Here is a 4,768-nt window from a genome sequence, read left to right on the forward strand (position 1 = left end):
AGTGATAGACTAAGCCGTTATAATTCCATCGTAATGAACCATTTTCTATGTAATACCATCCTCCATAGTATTCACTAAGTCCAGTATATTTCCAATCAATGATTCCATTTGTGACTTTATACCAAGTTCCGTTGCCATCAACTTGTGCTAATGTAGAATAGGTCCAATCTATCTTACCATTATGCACATAATACCAGCCACCATTGTATAGAATCAAATTACTATAATTCCAATCGACAACACCATTATTAAAATAATACCATTGATTATCAACATAATATAATCCTTGTGTTTTTATGTCGACTTTACCATCTACAACTCTATAGACATTATTATTAAATTTTATCAAGCCAGAATAGGAAAAATCTAATTGACCTGCCTTAACATAATAATAATTCTCTCCTTGTGTATTAACTAGACCTGTATATGAAGAAGCAATTAAACCATCTTTATAATAGTTCCACTTACCTTCACCGTTATAGCCTTCTAAGTAATTATTTGGTTCATGCACAAAGCCTGTGATCTTATTGCCAGCAAGGTCAGTTAAATATGTTATACCATTAATGGTTGATGTAGTTCTCTCTTTATGGTCTGAATTAATCAAATCATTTGTATAATGATTACCAATTATATTAGTTTCAAGATTTGTTTTTGAGCTAACAGTACCTCTACTCTTTTCTGCATACGTATCATGGATTGATAAGCCTATTATTGTTGCTACTAGTGGCAAACATAAATATGTAAAAATAAGTTTAGCCTTCATTTTCATAATAAATCACCTCCGTCTAACTTTCTTCATTCTTATAATTACTATACAACAATAGCTTCAATTATTCATTAAATAGAATATTTTTCAAAAAAATAAATAGAGTATTAAAGAATTTATTAAGTATTTGCATAAAAGAATCAAATATGACAGCTATCATTAAAGTTAGCAACAATGTTACTAATATATTCACTGGAAAACTAATTATAGGATTGAGGACTCCCAAATATTTTTCAACTTCTCTTAACACGATTTCATGAAACAAATAAACATAAAAAGAATACTTTGTTAATATTTCTATTATACCAATTAAAGCTTTATTTTTTGTGTGTATTCGTTTAGCAAAGAAAATATAAATTGAAAAGACAAAAATGACATAAATCAAAGATAAATCTGTAGAATTGTTATATGAATTTTCAAATTTAGTCTTTAATATTATGCTCAAAATAAATCCAACTACTCCCAGAACATAAATAATACCTTCACATTGGATATTAACTCGATCTAGACAGTATCCTAAGATATAGTATAACATCCACTCACTTATAATCCATTGGCTAATATGAGGTGTAAACCCGAAAAACTTTGAATTTACAGAATAGAAGCAATAAATAAAGCTTAAAACAAGTATAAATTTAATTTGTTTCTCACTCATATTATTTAGCATCAATGATAAGAAAGGTGTAGATAACAATAAGCCAAAAAATGGATACATGAACCATAAATCTGAATTAGGAGCCGTATTTGTTATGTAATCCCTATAAAATCTAAAATAACCCATTAAACTCAAGCCAAAATTACTACTTAAATAATATCTAAAAGCAATAATCATTGTTGCAAAGAAAAAAGGAATGACGATTTTTTTAAAGTTTTTCCAATAAAACTCAAGAATTGATTTATTTGAATCAAATTTTTTTCTTAAATTAAATTTTCCACTTAGCATATAAAACAATCCATTACAGACTAATAATAAAACATACCACATATTTTTCATGTAAGGATTGGTGACAAAGGGTCTTACGCTTACATGTATTGCAATAACAAAAATCATTGCCATAACACGTAAAATATCAAATTGTATTAGTCTCTTACTCATTCTCAATTTCTCCTACTTTTATATTTATGATACTTCCAATCAATATTTTATAGTTAACACTATGATTTCTCCTGTTATATCATAACTTCTTAGAAATATATTTTCACTTTAAAGAGTACTTATTATCATATTCTAGATTAATACTTTACTTGTTGTTGTGTTGATTTCTCAAAATAAGATAAACTTAAAACAAAGAAAAGTCCCCTATAATATTTTAATCTACTGATTTTCACTTTTTGCAATCTGATAAGGAAATAACTCTCATTAAAAATTAAATAGTACATTTTTTATTGATATTATATCAGTTATATTGTTGCTTTCATAATATAAGATATATATTACTAGGAGAAGCTGCCTATCAAATTTAGCTATATTGACAAAAAATATCCATTTATATTCCAACTTTAAATATGATTTTTAACTTTTTCTTGCTTTTAGATTATTTTGTATGAGAACTCGCCATCTTTTGAAGACCATTATCATATAGATGCCAGCTTTGGACCCTTAAATCTCACAGAAATGTATTTTATATTTTGTGAGATTATTTCTTTCATGAATAATTTTACATTTGCCTTCTTTTAGATAATCTAACGATAATAAATGTACAATGTCACATTCTCATCTTTCAATACTTTGTATCGTTTAAAGCCAAAATTTTCAAGATAAAGACAAGATTCACTATACCAAACAACTATACAATTAATAGGATAATGATCTAATAAATTCTTAAACTTTGTTATTGTTTCTGTTTTAGGATTCTTACTTGTTAAAAACTCATTATAAGAAGCTAATTCTTTTTTAGATAATTTTGCGTAAACAGGATCATCTGATTGAACCGAATACCAATATGGAGTTAATGAGATAATATTTGGTACAAATTGCCTAATTGCGCTTGCAATATGAGGTGTAGTTTCATTTAAATCACCTTCATGCACTCTTTTATCCATGTAGTATGGTTTCCATATCGTTGCAGGTAACAATGAGACCATTGTTTTTTTCTGATTATTTTGAAGCGAATCTAATACTTTAGCTAGATTTGGTACTGTACTTATAGTAAACAATGGGTTATGAAGAAAAACTCTACCTTCATGTAAAACAGCACGAGGCGATCCTTTTTGTAGAGTCAAAGAACTCAACGCAATTATTAAAGCTAGTAAAGCAGTGAAAAAAGAACGTAATGAATAAACTTTTTTGTATTTAAGTAATGATGTAGAAATTATACAACCAAAAATTATGCATGCATATGTAATCATTAACAAAATAGCTGAAGCCAATCCCCTGTTAAAGACAAAGAAGTACTGTGAAGAAAATTCAGTAATATTATTAATTGGATCTAAAATGAAAAACAAAATGATAGAAATAATGAAAATACTACTTTTAACAATCTGGCATTGACTCTTTTTCAAATATAAATAGATCAAAATAAATGCTAATGGAATAATAAATACAAATGACTGTGTATTGTTAGATAAATAATTATAATAACCTGCACCATCAAAAAAATGTTTGCTTAATCCTGATGCATTATCTTTTATAATACCAGACAACACGAACAAAAATACAGTAAAGAATACAAACGCCTTTTTACTATTCCATAAATAAATAAGGAAATATACAATCAAGGACACAATCAACAGTGGTAGTGCAGTTGTAGAACGAGTCAACAAAACAAATGAGATAATTGCATATTCTATAGCGAGTTTGATTGTAGGCTTTTTGTTGTCTATAAGAAGTATTGAAGTCCAAAGCAATGTACATGATTTTGCCAGTGCTGAGCCGAAGTACATAAATCTATTAATGATCCAGTGATCTCGTAATTCAATAATATGATTTCTAGCTAACACATCGGTATTGAAACATAACAAAACTGTAATAACCGTAAAATACTGTAGATTTTTTTTCTTTATATTAAATCCTAAAATAGATGTCACTTTTTCTTCAAAACAATAAATTGAGCATGTGAAAATAAAATAATTAATAAATGCTAAGAATAAACGAGCAAATAATGTTGATGGAATAGCTGTTAAGTATAAATAAACAGAATCCTCTATTTCAAATGTACTAAAGTTTCTAATATCAAACGTTTTTTGCAATAAATGCACTCCTGTTTGCATTTGTAAATCATAAGGATTTTTAGCAAATGGGAATTGGAAAATCTTAACAAGATAGTAACCATCATCGGCACTACCATTCTCCCATAATGACACGTTTTGGAAACATACCATCAATACTAAAATAATTGTTATAAAAATGATGAACCAATAATTTTCAAAAAACTTAAGAATACTTCCTTCAAATAAGTGTATTTTTCTTTTTTTCAAAAATATTATTGAAATGATAATACAAATTATATCAGCAACAATTGTATAATAGAAAAAAATACGCCAATTAAATTTCAATGTTTGAACGACAATACCTGGTATTGCTAATATTACTACATGAATAATATAACCAACAATGAGTCTTGCTGGAGCAGATTCATATTTTGTAAATGCTGTCCCAATCATATAAATCATTGTCAAAAAATATATTACGAAAAGAAGTCCTTTTAAATAATCTAAAATAAGCATATTAAAATCTCCTAATGTGTAAGATACGATTCATTATTGATGTTACTGTATTCATCATAAAAAGTGTATCTTTTATAAATAGTTATATTCTGCATAAACTTCAAAATGATAGTGTCAATAATTTTGTGTAAATTGATAATCCCTCTTCGCATGATTTCTGTTTGATGATTTAATTCTTAGCTGAATATGCAGTTACATGCTGCTACTTACAGGAAGCGCTTTCTCCATAAGAGTCATTGAACCAGAAGCTTGTGACTTTTCCAAATCCCCTGTGCACGCGGTTCAGGAACTTCTCATTGTATCGTTCGAACTGCGAGACTAGATACTTCTCCTCGG

Annotated in this window: 2 protein-coding genes and 1 pseudogene; all 3 read right to left on the reverse strand. The window is 27.7% G+C overall.

Features of this window, described 5'->3' with window-relative positions; translation table 11 throughout:
• Positions 1-769 (reverse strand): annotated as a pseudogene (locus tag FYJ79_RS12220) (hypothetical protein); the annotation flags it as partial.
• A gap of 61 nt (positions 770-830) precedes the next feature.
• A complete protein-coding gene (locus tag FYJ79_RS12225; protein WP_154518881.1) occupies positions 831-1,862 on the reverse strand; it encodes an acyltransferase in 1,032 nt (343 codons plus the stop codon).
• 587 nt (positions 1,863-2,449) lie between these two features.
• Positions 2,450-4,432 (reverse strand): hypothetical protein, encoded by a 1,983-nt coding sequence (locus tag FYJ79_RS12230; RefSeq protein WP_154518883.1) that lies wholly within the window; start codon positions 4,430-4,432, stop codon positions 2,450-2,452.
• Positions 4,433-4,768: the final 336 nt, after the last annotated feature.

Origin of the sequence: Sharpea porci (assembly GCF_009695655.1) — a bacterium.
GTDB classification, from domain to species: Bacteria; Bacillota_I; Bacilli_A; order Erysipelotrichales; family Coprobacillaceae; genus Sharpea; species Sharpea porci.

Coding starts and splice junctions, on each gene's coding strand:
- FYJ79_RS12230 (WP_154518883.1), bottom strand. CDS start 4,432: ATGCTTATTTTAGATTATTTAAAAGGACTTCTTTTCGTAATATATTTT.
- FYJ79_RS12225 (WP_154518881.1), bottom strand. CDS start 1,862: ATGAGTAAGAGACTAATACAATTTGATATTTTACGTGTTATGGCAATG.